This is a genomic window from Sphingomonas sp. (assembly GCF_035998645.1).
GTDB lineage: Bacteria > Pseudomonadota > Alphaproteobacteria > Sphingomonadales > Sphingomonadaceae > Sphingomonas.
In genome coordinates this window covers 698674-713427 of record NZ_DASYHL010000004.1, presented here as the reverse complement: position 1 = coordinate 713427, position 14754 = coordinate 698674, and the positions used below count along the sequence as shown (strand labels likewise).

Annotated in this window: 15 protein-coding genes; 3 read left to right on the top strand and 12 right to left on the bottom strand. The window is 66.8% G+C overall.

Annotation, left to right across the window (positions count from 1 at the left end):
- Nucleotides 1-4: 4 nt before the first annotated feature.
- Together VGN66_RS12780 and VGN66_RS12775 are read right to left on the bottom strand one after the other, a co-directional pair.
- Nucleotides 5-931 (bottom strand): polysaccharide deacetylase family protein, encoded by a 927-nt coding sequence (locus tag VGN66_RS12780; RefSeq protein ID WP_327519190.1) that lies wholly within the window; start codon nucleotides 929-931, stop codon nucleotides 5-7.
- An 82-nt stretch (nucleotides 932-1013) separates the two neighbouring features.
- Nucleotides 1014-2516 carry a CoA-acylating methylmalonate-semialdehyde dehydrogenase gene (locus VGN66_RS12775; RefSeq protein WP_327519189.1) on the bottom strand — a complete coding sequence of 501 codons (1503 nt, stop codon included), beginning with the start codon at nucleotides 2514-2516 and terminating at the stop codon, nucleotides 1014-1016.
- 96 nt (nucleotides 2517-2612) lie between these two features.
- Between VGN66_RS12775 and VGN66_RS12770 the strand changes: the two genes are divergently transcribed.
- Nucleotides 2613-3491, top strand: coding sequence for a LysR family transcriptional regulator (locus VGN66_RS12770; protein ID WP_327519188.1), 879 nt, complete (start codon nucleotides 2613-2615; stop codon nucleotides 3489-3491).
- An 89-nt stretch (nucleotides 3492-3580) separates the two neighbouring features.
- Complete coding sequence (locus VGN66_RS12765; RefSeq protein WP_327519187.1) at nucleotides 3581-4900, top strand: methyl-accepting chemotaxis protein; 1320 nt, start codon at nucleotides 3581-3583, stop codon at nucleotides 4898-4900.
- Here the strand turns inward: VGN66_RS12765 and VGN66_RS12760 are convergent.
- Genes VGN66_RS12760 through VGN66_RS12745 form a run of 4 tightly spaced genes read right to left on the bottom strand, consistent with a single transcriptional unit; the run spans nucleotide 4897 to nucleotide 8676 of the window.
- Nucleotides 4897-6138, bottom strand: a complete 1242-nt coding sequence (locus tag VGN66_RS12760) for an adenosylmethionine--8-amino-7-oxononanoate transaminase (protein ID WP_327519186.1) — start codon at nucleotides 6136-6138, stop codon at nucleotides 4897-4899. The two genes, VGN66_RS12765 and VGN66_RS12760, sit on opposite strands and share 4 nt — an antisense overlap.
- Nucleotides 6135-6737: a dethiobiotin synthase gene (gene bioD / locus VGN66_RS12755; RefSeq protein WP_327519185.1), complete on the bottom strand. Its 603-nt coding sequence runs from the start codon at nucleotides 6735-6737 to the stop codon at nucleotides 6135-6137. The genes VGN66_RS12760 and bioD overlap by 4 nt, the downstream gene beginning before the upstream one ends.
- Nucleotides 6734-7843: an 8-amino-7-oxononanoate synthase gene (locus tag VGN66_RS12750; RefSeq protein WP_327519184.1), complete on the bottom strand. Its 1110-nt coding sequence runs from the start codon at nucleotides 7841-7843 to the stop codon at nucleotides 6734-6736. Before VGN66_RS12750 ends, bioD begins: the two co-directional genes overlap by 4 nt.
- Complete coding sequence (locus VGN66_RS12745) at nucleotides 7840-8676, bottom strand: CoA ester lyase (protein ID WP_327519183.1); 837 nt, start codon at nucleotides 8674-8676, stop codon at nucleotides 7840-7842. The genes VGN66_RS12750 and VGN66_RS12745 overlap by 4 nt, the downstream gene beginning before the upstream one ends.
- Nucleotides 8677-8954: 278 nt before the next feature.
- On the opposite strand from VGN66_RS12745, the gene VGN66_RS12740 reads away from it, so the two are divergent.
- Nucleotides 8955-9167, top strand: coding sequence for a hypothetical protein (locus VGN66_RS12740; RefSeq protein ID WP_327519182.1), 213 nt, complete (start codon nucleotides 8955-8957; stop codon nucleotides 9165-9167).
- 56 nt (nucleotides 9168-9223) lie between these two features.
- Here the strand turns inward: VGN66_RS12740 and VGN66_RS12735 are convergent, their stop codons facing one another.
- Genes VGN66_RS12735 through cyoB form a run of 6 tightly spaced genes read right to left on the bottom strand, consistent with a single transcriptional unit; the run spans nucleotide 9224 to nucleotide 14753 of the window.
- Nucleotides 9224-9754, bottom strand: a complete 531-nt coding sequence (locus tag VGN66_RS12735) for a response regulator transcription factor (RefSeq protein ID WP_327519181.1) — start codon at nucleotides 9752-9754, stop codon at nucleotides 9224-9226.
- Entirely contained in the window at nucleotides 9751-10992 is a 1242-nt protein-coding gene (locus VGN66_RS12730) for an ATP-binding protein (RefSeq protein ID WP_414713215.1), read from the bottom strand. The genes VGN66_RS12735 and VGN66_RS12730 overlap by 4 nt, the downstream gene beginning before the upstream one ends.
- Nucleotides 10993-11045: 53 nt before the next feature.
- Nucleotides 11046-11720 (bottom strand): SURF1 family protein, encoded by a 675-nt coding sequence (locus tag VGN66_RS12725; RefSeq protein WP_327519383.1) that lies wholly within the window; start codon nucleotides 11718-11720, stop codon nucleotides 11046-11048.
- Nucleotides 11721-11755: 35 nt separating this feature from the next.
- The gene (gene cyoD, locus VGN66_RS12720; RefSeq protein ID WP_327519179.1) at nucleotides 11756-12118 is read right to left on the bottom strand and encodes a cytochrome o ubiquinol oxidase subunit IV; all 363 of its coding nucleotides are present in this window, start codon (nucleotides 12116-12118) and stop codon (nucleotides 11756-11758) included.
- Nucleotides 12115-12738: a cytochrome o ubiquinol oxidase subunit III gene (gene cyoC / locus VGN66_RS12715; RefSeq protein ID WP_327519178.1), complete on the bottom strand. Its 624-nt coding sequence runs from the start codon at nucleotides 12736-12738 to the stop codon at nucleotides 12115-12117. The genes cyoD and cyoC overlap by 4 nt, the downstream gene beginning before the upstream one ends.
- Nucleotides 12735-14753 (bottom strand): cytochrome o ubiquinol oxidase subunit I, encoded by a 2019-nt coding sequence (gene cyoB, locus VGN66_RS12710; RefSeq protein ID WP_327519177.1) that lies wholly within the window; start codon nucleotides 14751-14753, stop codon nucleotides 12735-12737. Before cyoB ends, cyoC begins: the two co-directional genes overlap by 4 nt.
- Nucleotide 14754: the final 1 nt, after the last annotated feature.

Sequence of the window (14754 nt, the reverse complement as noted above, 5' to 3'; positions counted from 1 at the left end):
GCGCTCACTGTCCCTCCCCCAGCACGCGCTGCGCAAACAGCGGATTGGCGATGCGCAGGTCGTTGCGGTCATACCAGCGCGGCGCGGGCAGGCCCTTTTCCCATGCCAGCGCCTCGATCAACGTGCCTTGGGCATGCGACGTGTCGGGGGCGGCGTCGCGGAGCGGGTCGGCATAGGCCTCGTCGGCGGTGACAATGGTCCAGCCTTTGGCCTTCAGCGCCTTGACCAGATCGCCGATAAGCAAAGCCGCAATGTCGGTTTCGTGGAGCAGCATGACGTGGGCGGGGGAGCGGCCCAGCGTTTTCAGCGCGAGTCCTTCGTAGAATTCCGCCGCCTCGACATGACTTTCAACATAGAGGTCGCGCAGCGCCTGCATGTCGATCGTCTTGCCGGCCTGTTTCGCAGCAATGGTCAGGCTTTCGATGTTCCAGTCTGACGATTCGGCGGTGACGTATCCGTTGATCAGCCCGCGCGCCTTGAGGCCAGCACGGATCGCGTCGCGTTTGACCTTGTCTCGCCCGCCCTCATCGAGGAACGGGAAGCGGAACCACGGGCGGTAACCGGGGCGCGGCTTGAGCCATGCTTCGGCGCGGTCGAGATCGGCGAGATAGGCGTCCGCGTCAGTGCTGCCGAGCTTTGGGTGCGACCAACTGTGATTGGCGAGGACATGGCCCGCCTTCACATAGCGGTCGAGATTGGCGACGCCGTCGCCATGGCCGGGCTGGCCGACATTGCCGGGGTTCACGAAGAACACCGCCTGTTTGACGCCAGCCCGCTTCAACGCGGCGGTGAGCTTCTTTGCGCGGTCGTCGGGATCGAGGAACGCCCCGGCCCCGCGCGGCGCATCGTCAAAGCTGAGCGCAATCCGCTTTTGCGCGGCGGCGGGGAGCGCGACAAGCATAGCGGCGAGCAACGCCGCGACGATCTTCATTGGACGCTCGCTCCCTGCAGTTGGCCGGGACCGGGCGATAGCATGATCACCGCGAATAAACGACCGGCGCCACCCATTCGCGTCACCCCATGGTGGGAATGACGAAGGCGTTGGCGGCGTCGCCGACTCCGCCATCGGGCCAGCGCTGGGTGATCGTCTTCACCTTGGTGAAGAACTTGACCCCCTCCATGCCGTGCTGGTTGGTGTCGCCGAACGCGCTGCGCTTCCATCCCCCGAAGGAGTGGTAGGCGACCGGGACCGGGATCGGCACGTTGATCCCGACCATGCCGACATTCACGCGCGCCGCAAATTCGCGCGCGGCGTGGCCGTTGCGGGTGAAGATCGCGACGCCATTGCCGTACTGGTGATCGCTCGGCAGGCGCAGCGCTTCCTCGAAATTGTCGGCGCGGACCATCTGGAGGACGGGGCCGAAAATTTCTTCCTGATAGGAGCGCATCTGCGGCGTCACGCGGTCGAACAGGGTCGGGCCGACGAAGAAGCCGGCCCCATGCCCCTGCAGCGTGAAGCCGCGGCCATCGACCACCAGTTCCGCGCCCTCATCGACGCCCATCTGAATGTAGCTTTCGATCTTCGCCTTGTGCGCGGCGGTGACGACCGGGCCGTAATGCGCCTCGGCATCGGTCGAGACACCGATGCGCAGCGCTTCGATCGCGGGCAACAGCTTTTCGCGCAGCGCGATCGCGGTATTCTCGCCCACCGGCACCACCACCGGCAGCGCCATGCAGCGCTCCCCCGCCGAGCCGAAGGCGGCACCGGCAAGATCGTTGACGACCTGATCGAGGTCCGCGTCGGGCATCACGATGCCGTGGTTCTTCGCACCGCCCATCGCCTGGACGCGCTTCCCGGCCTCGACGCCGCGGCGATAGACATAATGCGCGATGTCGGACGAGCCGACGAAGCTCACCGCCTTGATCTCAGGGTGGTCGAGAATCGCGTCGACCATCTCCTTGTCGCCCTGCACCACCTGAAGCACGCCATCGGGCAGGCCCGCTTCCTGCATCAGTTCGGCCAGACGCACCGGCACGCTGGGATCGCGCTCGCTTGGCTTGAGGATGAAGGCGTTGCCGCACGCGATGGCGACGCCAAACATCCACATCGGGATCATCGCCGGGAAGTTGAACGGGGTGATGCCCGCAACCACGCCGAGCGGCTGGCGCATCGAATAGACGTCGATGCCGGGGCCGGCGCCTTGGGTGTATTCGCCCTTCAGCACATGAGGGATGCCGCAGGCGAATTCGATGACCTCGAGGCCCCGCTGGATATCGCCCTTGGAATCCGCGATCACCTTGCCGTGCTCGGACGACAGCAGGTGCGCCAGCTCGTCCATATGCTTTTCGACCAGCGCCTTGAACGCGAACATCACGCGCGCGCGCCGCTGGGGATTGGTCGCGGCCCAGCCGATCTGGGCAGCGAGCGCCTTCTGCATCGCGGTTTCGAGATCGGCGGGGCTGCCGAGCGCCACCTGCGCCTGCACCGCCCCGCTATTGGGATCGAACACGTCCGACCGGCGGGTCCCCGTGCCGGCATGTGCCGCGCCGCCGATGAAATGGGTGATCTCGCGCATGGGTCGGGCCTCTCCTATTTGTGGAGCAGGATGCACCTGCGCGGCGCGTACCGGCAACCCATCGACATGCAGGGCATAGCTGCATATTTGCAAGTGATGGACTGGAGCGACCTTCCGATCTTCCTCGCGATTGCCCGAACCGGCCAACTGGCGAAGGCCGCGCAGACCCTGCAGATCGACGCCACCACCGCCGGCCGCCGCCTGCGCCGCCTCGAACAGGCGGTCGGCGAGCGCTTGTTCGAACAGGGGCCGGATGGCCAGGCGCTGACCCCGGCGGGCGAGCGGCTGCTGACCCATGCTCGCGCGATGGAGCGTGCTGCGGCTGCGATCGGCGAGCGCGAGGCTGGCGGGCCGGTGCGGGGCACGGTGCGGGTCAGCGTGTCGGAGGGCTTCGGCAGCTGGTTCGTCAGCCGCCATCTCGGCACGCTCGCCGACGCGCATCCCGGCCTGTCGGTCGATCTGGTGGCGAGCAGCGGCTTCCTCAATCCGACGCGGCGTGAGACCGATGTCGCGGTCCTGCTGGCCCGGCCGCGGAGAGGCCCACTGCTGACCCGCAAGCTCGCCGATTACGGCCTGCGCCTCTACGCCTCGCGTACCTACCTCGCCGCACACGGCACCCCGGCCAGCGCCGAGCAACTGCGCGACCACCGGCTGATCGGCTATGTGCCCGACATCCTCTACGCGCCCGAGCTGCGCTATCTCGACGAAATCCCCGGCGCCCCCGCACCGCAGCTGCGCTCGTCGAGCATCAATGCGCAGCACCGGATGACCGAGGCCGGTGCGGGAATCGCGGTGCTGCCCTGTTTCGTCGGCGATGCCGACCCAAGTCTGGAGCGGGTATTGCCCGACATCGCGATCCGCCGGAGCTTCTGGCTGGTCACGCATGAGGAGACGCGACACTTCGCGCCGGTCGCTGCGTTTACCGACTGGCTCGGGGCGCTGGTTGCCGTGCATCGCTCCGAACTTGTTGGCTAGTCGAAAAGCCGCAGAAAACTGCCATTTGTCACGGAAGTGTCACGCCCGGCTAACACGGCATTTACCCTCTGCTCCCTATCACCAGCGCCATGTTCGCGCTCGCCGATCCCGCCCCTGCCCCTTCCACGACGACGCGCGAGTGGCTGTCGACGGTCGAGCGCAATCCGCCGTTCCTGCGCGAGCACGACACGCTGTTCACCGCGACGGAGATGTTTCAGGCGAATATGGAGCTACGCCTGCTGCCCGTGGTCGATGCCAGCCACCGCGCGATCGGGGCGCTGTTTGAAAAGGATGTGCGGCGGCTGCTGCTCAACCCGTTCGGCCATGCGCTGATGCGCAACCCGGCCTATGGAAGCGCAATCGCCGCGCATATCCGCCCCTGTCCGGAGGCTGAGGTGGATCAGGATATCGGCGCAGTGCTGGACGCCTATCGCGCCGCCAGCGGGCAGGAAGGCATGATCCTGACGCATCGCGGGCGGCTGTTCGCGGTGGTCGCCAACCGGCGGATCGTCAGCCTCGCGGTCGAGCGCGAACTGACCCATGCCCGCGGACAGCTCCAGCGATCGGCACGGATCGAGGCGGCATCGGCGCGGTTCGAACAGCAGGTCGGGTCACTCGCGCGCACGCTCGCCAGCCTGTCGCAACGGATCGGCGGGAACGCCACCGCCACCGCATCACGCGCGGCGGAAACCGGCGACCGCGCTGCCGCGGTCGCATCGGCGGCGGCGCAGACCAGCCTCAGCATGACCGGGATCGCCGATCGCGGACGGATGCTCGCCGAAGCCTTCGCCGCGATCAACGCAGATACGACCCGCGCCAAGGCGGCTGCGGAAAACGCCGTGGGGCTGGTCGGCGAAGGCGGCGCGCGGATGCGTCAGCTGATGCGGTCGGCCCAGTCGATCGATGCGGTGATCGCACTGATCGGCGAAATTGCGGGACAGGTGAACCTGCTGGCGCTCAATGCGACGATTGAGGCGGCCCGCGCAGGTGAGGCCGGACGGGGCTTCACCGTGGTTGCCAACGAGGTCAAGGCACTGGCGACCCAGGCGGGGCACGCCGCCGGGCGCATAACCACCCATGTCGCCGAACTATGTACCGGCATCGCTCAAGTCGCGGACGGCCATGGCGAGGTCGAACGCGCCATCGCGGCGATGGCGCGGCTGTGCGACACGGTCGAAGATGCGGTAGCGACCCAGCGCGACACGACCCGCCTGATCGCGATGACGGTGGAGGAGACGGTCAGCGCGGGGGCGATGATCGCCGACGATGTCGATGCGATCGGCGGCACTGCGGGATCGGCGACGCAAAGTGCGCAGGAGATGGGGTGCCTCGCGGAACGGCTTCAGGCGGAGGCCGGGGCGCTGGACTCGGCGGTTCAGGGGTTCTTGGCGGATCTGCGGGCGGCCTAAAGGCCGTCCACTGCCTCCCCGATCACCCCGTAAACTCGCGCCAGATCGTCATCCGAAATGCAATAAGGCGGCATCACATAAACGCTGTTGCCGAGCGGGCGGAGCAGCACATCGCGGTCGCGGAAGAACGTCATCAGGCGCGGGCCGAGCGTGGACATATAGCTACCCGCCGTCTGCTCGAACTCCATCGCGACGATCGTGCCGATCTGGCGGAGATTGCTGACTTTTCCGGCGAGCGGCGCGGACAATTCCGCCTGACGCCGTGCGAGGTCTGCGACCCGCTCCAGCACCGGCTCTTCCCGCCAGATCGCAAGATTGGCGACGGCGGCAGCGCAGGCGATCGGATTGGCGGTGTAGCTGGACGAGTGGAAGAACATCCGCGACCGGTCATCCGACAGGTGCGAGGCGAAAATCTTTTCGGTTGCCAGCGTGACGGCGAGCGGCAGCGACCCGCCGGTCAGCCCCTTGGACAGGCACAGCAGGTCAGGGACCACGCCCGCCTGTTCGCACGCCAGCAGCGTGCCCGTGCGGCCCCAGCCGGTCATCACCTCATCCGCGATGAACAGCACGCCATGTGCCGCGCACATCTCCCGCATCGCGCGCAGCACGTGCGCCGGATAGATCAGCATGCCCCCCGCGCCGAGGATCAGCGGCTCGACGATCAGCGCGGCCGGTCGCGCGCGACAGCATGCCTCCAGCGCGTCGAGCGTCGCCTGCTCGGCGCCCGGCTCCGGGAAGGGGATGACGTCGACATCGAACAGCAACGGCGCGTAACTTTTGTTGAACACGCCGCGCGCCCCGACCGACATGCCGCCGATCGTGTCGCCATGATAGCTGCCCTGCATCACGACGATGCGGTGGCGATCCTCGCCGCGATTGGCAAAATGGCCGAGCGCCATTTTCAGCGCGACCTCGACACTGGTCGATCCGCTGTCGGAGAAGAACACTTTGGTCAGCGCGGGCGGCATCATCGCCACCAGCTCGCGCGCCAGCGTCTCGGCGGGTTCATGCGTCCAGCCGGCGAAGATCAGCTGATCGAGCTTTTCCGCCTGCGCGCGGATCGCCGCCATGATGCGCCGATGGCAATGGCCGTGCGTCGTCACCCACCAGGACGAGATGGCGTCGATCACGCGGCGGCCATCGGCGGTGTGCAGGATCGCACCCTCCGCCTGCGTCACCAGCGGCACCGGCTCATTGAGGCCATGCTGGGTGAAGGGATGCCAGACGGGTGACGTCATGCCAGCGGCCCGAGATCGAGCAGCGCCGCCGCCGCGCGCAAGCTGTCCGGAGTCAGCGGGTCGAGGCGCGGCAGGCGACCCAGCGACGCGACGCGCCCCATCGCGCAGATCGTCGCTTGGCTGTCGGAGACTTCATCGCCCGAGAACAGGATGCCCGCCACAGTCACGCCGCGCCCGCGCAGCACTTCGATCGTCATCAGGCTATGGTTGATCGTGCCGAGCGCGGTGCGGGCGACGATCACCACCGGCAGCCCCCAGCGCGCGAACAGATCGGCGTAGAGCAGGTCGCGGGTCACCGGCACCAGCGCGCCCCCCGCCCCCTCGATCACCAGCCGCCCCGCGGGCGGGGTCAGGCGCGCGGGGTCGATCGTCACCCCATCGATCTCGGCCGCGCGGTGCGGCGAGCAGGGGGTTTCGAGGAAATAGGCTTCGGGCAGCGTATCCACCCCGGCCAGCCGCGCGACCGCCTCGCGGTCGCTCTCCACTTCCTCGCGCCCGGCCTGCACCGGTTTCCAGTACGTCGCGCCCAGCCGCCAGGCGAGCGCCGCCGACGCGACGGTCTTGCCCACCCCAGTATCGGTGCCGGTGACGACAATCATGGGAGTGCCTCTGCCAGTGAATCAATATCTTGCGGGGTGACGTTGAGCGTCAGCGTGATGCGCAGCCGCGCGGTCCCCGGCGCAACCGTCGGCGGGCGGATGCCGCGCACGTCGAAGCCCCGCGCCTGCAGCGCTGCTGCCCGCGCCATCGTCGCCGTGTCGTCGCCGATGATCAGCGGGAGAATCTGAGTCCCCGTCGCGGTCACGCCATGCGGGCCGAGCACGGTTTCGGCATGGGCGATCAGCGCGTGGAGCCGCGCGCGCCGCTCCGGCTCGTCCGCCACGATGCGCAGCGCCGCGCGAACCGCGCTGGCCAGCAAGGGGGATGGTGCGGTCGAAAAGATGAACGGACGCGCGCGGTTGATCAGGAAATCGATCAGCACGCGCGGGCCGGTGACCAGCGCGCCCTGACACCCCAGCGCCTTGCCGCAGGTGTGGAGCGCGACGACATTCGCCGCGCCCTCAAGCGCCTCAGCCAGCCCGCGCCCATGCGCGCCCCACACGCCAGTGGCATGCGCCTCGTCGACCAACAGCATGGCGTCATGCCGTGCCGCCACCGCCGCGAAGTCCGCGACCGGGGCACAGTCGCCGTCCATCGAATAGAGCGTCTCGAACGCGATCCAGGGCGTGCCCGTCCCGCCCTGCGCGCGCCACGCCCGAATCGCATCGTCCACCGCCTGCGGATCATTATGCCCTGCCGCCACCGCCGGAGCGCGGGCGAGGCGCAAGCCGTCATGCATGCTCGCATGGATCATGGCGTCATGGACGATCAGGTCGCCCGGCTGCGGCAGCGTCGCGAGCAGCGCGACATTGGCGGCAAAGCCGGTGGCGAAATAGAGGCACGCCTCCGCCCCGAACAGGGTGGCGGCTTCCGCCTCCAGCGCCGCAATCTCGGGATCGTTGCCGCGCAGCAGCCGCGATCCGCCCGACCCGACCGCCACGCCGCGCGCGACGGCATCGGCCACCGCGTCGCGCAGCCGCTGGTCATTGGCGAGCCCGAGATAGTCGTTCGATGCAAAGTCCAGCCCCGTGCACGGGCTCAGCGACCGCAGCCGCCCTGCCCGCTCCAGCCGACCCAAATCGTCGCGGTGAAAGTCTGGCGTCATGCCGCTCCCGCACGGGCGAGCAGCGCCTGCGCTGCTTTGAGGTGCGGCGCGTCGATCATCTTGCCGTCGAGCTGCAGCGCCCCTGCGCCCGGATTGGCGGCAAAGGCGGCGACGACCGCCTGGGCATGCGCGACCGCTGCCTCGGACGGGGTGAAGGCGGCGTTGATCACCGGCACCTGCGCCGGGTGGATCGCCATCATGCCGGTAAAGCCGTCGCGCATGGCGCGCGCGCAATAGGCCGCCAGCCCCTCGGCATCGCGGAAATCGGGATAGACGGTTTCGATCGGCGCGACCCCGGCGGCGTGCGCGCCGAACAGCGTCAGGCCGCGGATCATCTCATAGGGCGGGGTATAGCGCCCGTCCGCCTCGCGCGAGGATTGCGCGCCGATCGCGGCGGGCAAATCCTCCGCCCCCCAGGTGATCCCGGCGAGGCGCGGCGAGCAACCGGCATAGCTGCCCAGGCCAAAGATCGCGGCGGGCGTTTCGGTCGCGATCGGCAGGATGCGCGCGGCAACGCCGGCGAGCATCGCGTCGAGCGCGGCGACATCCTGCCCGCTCGCGGACTTTGGCAGCACGATGCCGTCCGCGCCGCGCGCCGTGGCCAAGTCGTCCTGCGTCATGCCGCTGTCGAGCGGGTTGATACGGACCCACAAAGCGGGGCCGTCATGCTGCCGGGCGAGGAACGCCGCCACCGCCGCGCGCGCCTCCGCCTTGCGTTCCGGCGTCACCGAATCCTCAAGGTCCAGGATCAGCGCATCGGCACCGCTGGCCAGCGCCTTTTCCATCCGGTCGGGCCGGTCACCGGGGACGAACAACAGCGAACGCAGGCGCATCGGATTTCCTCTCTCGTGCCCCGCGCCATGCCTTTGCCGCGCGCTGACGGCAAGAGGACCATCTATCCTCCCCCGCCAGCGAGAGGTGGCGCCGAAGGCGACGGAGGGGGAGGACGCACAACGGCAAGAACCTTGAGCACATCGCCGTCCTCCCCCTCCGTCAGCTACGCTGCCACCTCCCCCTGGCGGGGGAGGATGATTGGGTCGTAGACGCGTAAAAATGTCTGGCTGGAAGCGATCCCCTTGCAGACACGGCAACGCAACCGTAGCCTCCGCGTATGAGCGAGCAATCGAACATGCCGCCTGCCAAGCGCTGGCCGTGGTGGCTGTACTTCATGGGTGCTGCGCTCGGCGCTGGCGCCTCACGCATGATGTCAGTATTCTGGTCCAGCATGAGTGTGGCGGGCAGGGAGACCATCATCGGCATAGCCGCGATTTTCATCGCAGGCCTTCTCACGTACGCGATCTACCGCTTCGTTCGCACGTGGTAGAAACGAGGGGCCGCTAGTAACTCAATTCAAGCCGTCACGCTGGAAGCGGCCCTCCCCTACCGCACCGGCCGCTTCTCCAGCTTCCGCGCCAGCGTGCGGCGGTGCATCCCCAGCCGCCGCGCGGCTTCGGAGATGTTGAAGTCGGTTTCGACCAACGTCTGATGAATATGTTCCCACTCGACCGTCTTGATCGATGAGGTACGGCCGTCGACCGGGGCATCGACATCGCCGTCGACGCGCGCGAACGCGGCCTCGATATCGTCGGTGTTCGATGGCTTGGCGAGATAGTGGTTGGCGCCCAGCTTGATCGCCTCGACCGCCGTCGCGATGCTGGCGAAGCCGGTGAGGACGACGATCTTCATTGCTGCATCGCTCGCCCGCAGCGTCTGCACGCACGCCAAGCCCGATGCGCCGCCCAGCTTCAAATCCACCACCGCGAAATCCGGCGCCTGATTGGCGAGCAGCGCCGCCAGCTCGTCATGGTTCGCCGCCCACAGCACGGTGTAGTCGCGCCGCTCGAACGAGCGTTTGAGCGTCCGCGCAAACGCCTCGTCATCCTCGACGATGATCAGCAGGCGCGTGGTCATCGCCGCGCCGCCATCGCCAGCGCCGCGATCGGCAGGACGATCCGCACCCGCGCGCCGCCGTCCAGCCGGTTCTCCGCGCTCGCCTCCCCGCCCAGCTTGCGCAGGACGTTGACCAACAGGAACAGGCCGAGCCCGCCGCCCGGCTTGCCCTTGGTCGAACGATAGGGCTGGCCGAAGGTGGCGAGGATTTCCGGCGCGAAGCCGGTGCCGCGATCGGCGATGTCGAGCACCAGCGCCTCCCCCTCGCGCAGCACCGTCAGCGCGACGCGGCCCGGCGACACCTCGATCGCATTGTCGATCACGTTGCCGATTACCTGGCGCAGCGCCGGGTCGGACACGATGGTGACATCCGCGCCGAAGCGGTCGTCGAAATCGAGTGTTCCGGGGAGCAGGCTGGCGCGGTAGTCCGCGACAATCTCGGTCAGGAAGCGGCGCACGCTGGTCACTTCGGGCGCCACCCCGCGGGCCTCGCCGGCAGACATCAGGATGCCGCTGACGATCGCCTTGCAGCGGCGGACCGCGCCGTCCATCTCGGCCAGTTCCTCCTGCAACTCCGCGTCGTCCTTGAGCCGGGGCATCGCGCGCCAGTCGCCGATCGCGACCGACAGCAGCGACAGCGGCGTCCCCAGCTCATGCGCCGCGCCAGAGGCGAGCAGGCCCATGCGGACAATATGATCCTCCTCCGCCGCGCGTTGGCGCACTGCGGCGAGCGCGGCGTCATGGGTGCGCAGGTTGCGGCTGATCTGGCCAATGAAGATCACCAGCAACACCGCGATCAGTACGAAGCAGACGAAGCCGCCGCCGAGGTACAAATTGACCGGATCGACCGGCAGATCGGGCGGCAGCACCAACGGCGTCGGATCGAGCGCGAGGATGCCGAGCGCGATCAGCGTTGCGGCCACGATCGCCCACGGATAATGCGGTCGCAACAGCACCGCGCCGAGCACGATGTGGAGCAGGAACAGCGCCGCGAACGGGTTGGTGATCCCGCCTGACAGGCTGAGCTGCACCGTCAGCGCGCCGACATCGAACAGCAGGGCGGCGGCCAATGCGCCGTCGCTGAAGCGCGCGCCGCTGGCGATCAGCACATGGCTGGCGATGTTGAGCGCGGCGAGTGTGGCGGTCGACATCAGCAGCTGCGTCAGCGGCAGGTCGATGCCGAGCGCGAAGTTCACTACGGCGACCGTCACCAGCTGCCCGCCCACCGCCAACCAGCGCAATTGCGTGAGCAGCAGCATGTTGCGCCGCCCCGCATCCGCCGGCTGAAAGGCGGGCTCAAGGATCTGCCGGTTCACGAATCCTTGTTGGGCGCAACCGCCCCTTTGCGCAACACCAGCCAGATGGCGCCCAGCGACAGCAAGGCCAGCGCGAACCAAGTCAGCGCGTACCCCAGATGATTGTCGGAAAAGCGCAGCACGGTCAGCCCGCCTTTAGGCCACCCGCCCGGATTGGGCGCAGCATCGGCATCGATGAAATAGGGCGCGGCGTTGCTAAAGCCCCGCGCGGCGGCAATCGCGGCGACATCGCGGGAGTACCAGTTGCCCGCCGCCGGATCGTTACTGCGCAGGAACCCGCCTTCCGGCTCGGTGATGCGCAGCAGGCCGGTGACGGCCACCTGCCCCGCCCCATTACCCGCCGCGCGGCTTGCGGACTCGCGCCGGTCGGGCGGCACAAAGCCGCGATTGACCAGCACCGTGAAGCGACCCGTATCGAGCGGAGTCACCACCCAATATCCACTGCCCAGATCGCTGACTGCACGCACCAGCGTCTCGCGGTCGTGCAGGAAGCGTCCAGTGACGCGCACGCGGCGATAGGCGTCCGCGTCCGCGCTGACCGCTACATCCGGTGCCGGGGCGGCAACCGGCGCGGCGATGCTGCGCGCCTCGACCGCGTCGATCAGCGCGTGCTTCCACGCCCGCCGCTCGACCTGCCAGATGCCCAGCGCCACGAACCCGGCGGCGAGCATCAGCAGCAGCGCCGCGGGAACGGCGCGGCGGAGCTTCACGGGACCTGCTGCTCCATATGCTGCGGCATCATGTTGCTGTTGAGGTGGTGCATGACCCACAACGATCCGGCAAGCATGATGAAGATCACGATGATCGTGAAGACGAGCGAGGTCAGCGACCAGCCGCCTTCAGCCTTTGGCGTCATGTGCAGGAAATAGACCATGTGGACGATGATCTGCACCACCGCAAAGCCCATGATGACGGCAGCCGTTACCCCGGCGCTGAGCGGCATCGTCATCACCAGCCAGAACGGGATCGCGGTCAGAATCACCGACAGCACGAAGCCGATTACGTAATCGCGCAGCGTCGCGTGCGGCAGCTCGGCAGCCGCGTGATGCTCGTCATGGTGCGCGCTCATCGCAGCATCCCCATCAGATAGACAAAGGTGAAGACGCCGATCCAGATGACGTCGAGGAAGTGCCAGAACATGCCAAGGCATGCGACCCGACGCTGATTGGCGGGGATCAGCCCCTTGCGCCCCAGCTGAACCATCAGCGTCACCAGCCAGATCAGGCCGAAGGTGACGTGCAGGCCGTGGGTGCCGACCAGCGTGAAAAAGGCCGACAGGAACGCACTGCGCTGCGGCGTCGCGCCGAGGTGGATCAGGTGCGCGAACTCATAGAGCTCAATCGCGAGGAACGCAGCGCCGAACACGCCGGTGACGGCGAGCCAGCTCTGGGTCGCGCGAACCTTGCCCAGCTGCATCGACAGCATCGCGAAGCCATAGGTGATCGACGAGAACAGCAGCATCGCGGTGTTGAGCGCGATCAGCGTGAGGTCGAACAAATCCTTCGGCCCCGGCCCCGCGGCGTAATTGCCGCCGAGCACCGCGTAGCACGCGAACAGGATCGCAAAAATGAGGCAGTCGCTCATCAGATAGATCCAGAAGCCCAGCATCGTGCTGTGCCCTTCGGGGTGCGGATGCTCCTCCAGCTCGTAGAAGACGGGCGGTTCTTTGGTGGCGGTGATAGCGGTCATGCGGCGGCTCCGGCGGCCAGCTGGCGAGTGCGCGCGTCCTCAACCTCGGTGACGGTCGCCGCCGGGATGTGGAAGTCGCGGTCATAGTTGAAGGTGTGGATGATCGCGGTGGCGAGCAACCCGACGAACGCCGCAATCGCAAGCCACCAGATGTGCCACACCAGCGCAAAGCCGATCACCAGGCTGATGCCCGACAGGATGATCCCGGCACCGGTCGGACGCGGCATATGGATGTCGCGGAACCCTTCGACCGGACGCACGGCATTGCGCTTCTTCATGTCGTACCAGGCGTCCAGGTCGTGGATGCGCGGGGTGAAGGCGAAGTTATACTCCGGCGGGGGCGAGCTGGTCGCCCATTCCAGCGTGCGACCGTTCCACGGGTCGCCCTCAACCTTCAGCTCCTCACGCTTCCAGATGCTGACCGCGAACTGGACGAGCATCGCGAAGATCCCGACTGCGATCGTTGCCGCGCCGATGCCGGCGATGATGAACCAGATCTGGTAGGACGGGTCATCGAACACCCGCATCCGCCGCGTCACGCCCATCAGGCCGAGGACATAGAGCGGCGCGAAGGCAAGCCAAAAGCCCACGACCCAGCACCAGAAGGACACCAGGCCCCACTTCTTGTCGAGCTTGAACCCGAACGCCTTCGGCCACCAGTAGTTGATCGCCGCGAACAGGCCGAACAGCACGCCGCCGATGATCACATTGTGGAAGTGCGCGATCAGGAACAGCGAGTTGTGCAGCACGAAGTCGGCCGGCGGCACCGCCAGCAGCACACCAGTCATGCCGCCGATCGTGAACGTCAGCATGAACGCGATCGTCCACATCATCGGCAGCTCGAACCGGATGCGCCCACGATACATGGTGAACAACCAGTTGAAGAGCTTCGCACCCGTCGGGATCGAGATCACCATCGTGGTGATGCCGAAGAAACTGTTGACGCTCGCCCCCGACCCCATGGTGAAGAAGTGGTGGAGCCACACGACGTAGGACAGGATGGTGATGACCACCGTCGCATAGACCATCGAGGTATAGCCAAACAGCCGCTTGCCCGAGAAGGTCGAGGTCACTTCGCTGAAGACGCCGAACAGCGGAAGGATCAGGATGTAGACCTCTGGGTGGCCCCAGATCCAGATCAGGTTCACGTACATCATCGACGATCCGCCGAAGTCGTTCGTGAAGAAGTTGGTGCCAGCATAGCGATCGAGCCCGAGCAGCGCGAGCACGGCGGTCAACACCGGGAAGCTGGCGACGATCAGGATGTTCGCGCACAGCGACGTCCAGGTGAACACCGGCATCTTCATCAGGCCCATGCCCGGCGCGCGCAGCTTCAGGATGGTGACGATCAAGTTGATGCCGGACAATGTTGTCCCGACACCCGCAATCTGGAGCGACCAGATATAATAGTCGACGCCAACGCTGGGGCTGTAACTGATCCCCGACAGCGGCGGATAGGCGAGCCAGCCGGTCTGCGCATATTCGCCGACGAACAGCGACACCATCGTCAGCGCAGCGCCCGATGCGGTCATCCAGAAGCTGAAATTGTTGAGGAACGGGAAGCTGACGTCGCGCGCGCCGATCTGGAGCGGGACGACATAGTTCATCAGGCCGGTGATGAACGGCATCGCCACGAAGAAGATCATGATCACGCCATGGGCGGTGAAAATCTGGTCGTAGTGATGCGCGTTAAGATAGCCTTCGTTCCCGCCGAACGCCATCGCCTGCTGCAGCCGCATCATGATCGCATCGGCAAAGCCGCGCAGGAACATGATCAGGCCCAGGATCATGTACATGATCCCGATCTTCTTGTGATCCACACTGGTGAACCACTCTTTCCACAAATAACCCCATAGGCGATATTTGGTCAGCAGCGCGATCACCGCAATGCCGCCGATCGCGACCACGGCAAAGGTCGCGATCAGGATCGGTTCGTGCAGCGGGATCGAATCGAGCGACAGACGACCGAAGATCGGATCGACCGACGGGACGGGATGCGCGGTGGGATCGGACACA